The sequence below is a fragment of the Sulfitobacter sediminis genome, assembly GCF_040811725.1.
In the GTDB taxonomy this organism is placed as follows: Bacteria; Pseudomonadota; Alphaproteobacteria; order Rhodobacterales; family Rhodobacteraceae; genus Sulfitobacter; species Sulfitobacter sediminis.
This window is the reverse complement of record NZ_JBFNXX010000137.1, coordinates 1-252: the sequence shown is the minus strand read 5'-3', so window position 1 is coordinate 252 and position 252 is coordinate 1. Positions and strand designations below refer to the sequence as shown.

The 252-nt window shown below is 69.4% G+C and carries 1 pseudogene; it reads left to right on the top strand.

The features are described from left to right. Positions 1–252 (top strand): annotated as a pseudogene (locus AB2B41_RS23470) (caspase family protein); the annotation flags it as partial.

The following is a 252-nucleotide window of genomic DNA, read 5'->3' as shown; positions in this document are numbered from 1 at the left end:
ACAAGAACGGCGTGGGGGGCATCACGCCCGATGTCAACAAGGCGGTCGAGAGCTTCACCGATGCGGCCGACCTAGGCCATCCGACCGCGCCCACGAGCCTCGGCCGTGTTTATGCCGAGGGGCAGCTTGTGGCGCCGGATGTCCCCCGGGCGTTGCGCTGGTACGAAGAGGGGCTGAGGCGCGCCGACCCCTGGGGTGGCGTCAATGCCGCGACGCTGATCCTGCTGGACAAGATCCCCGGCGCGGGCAAGC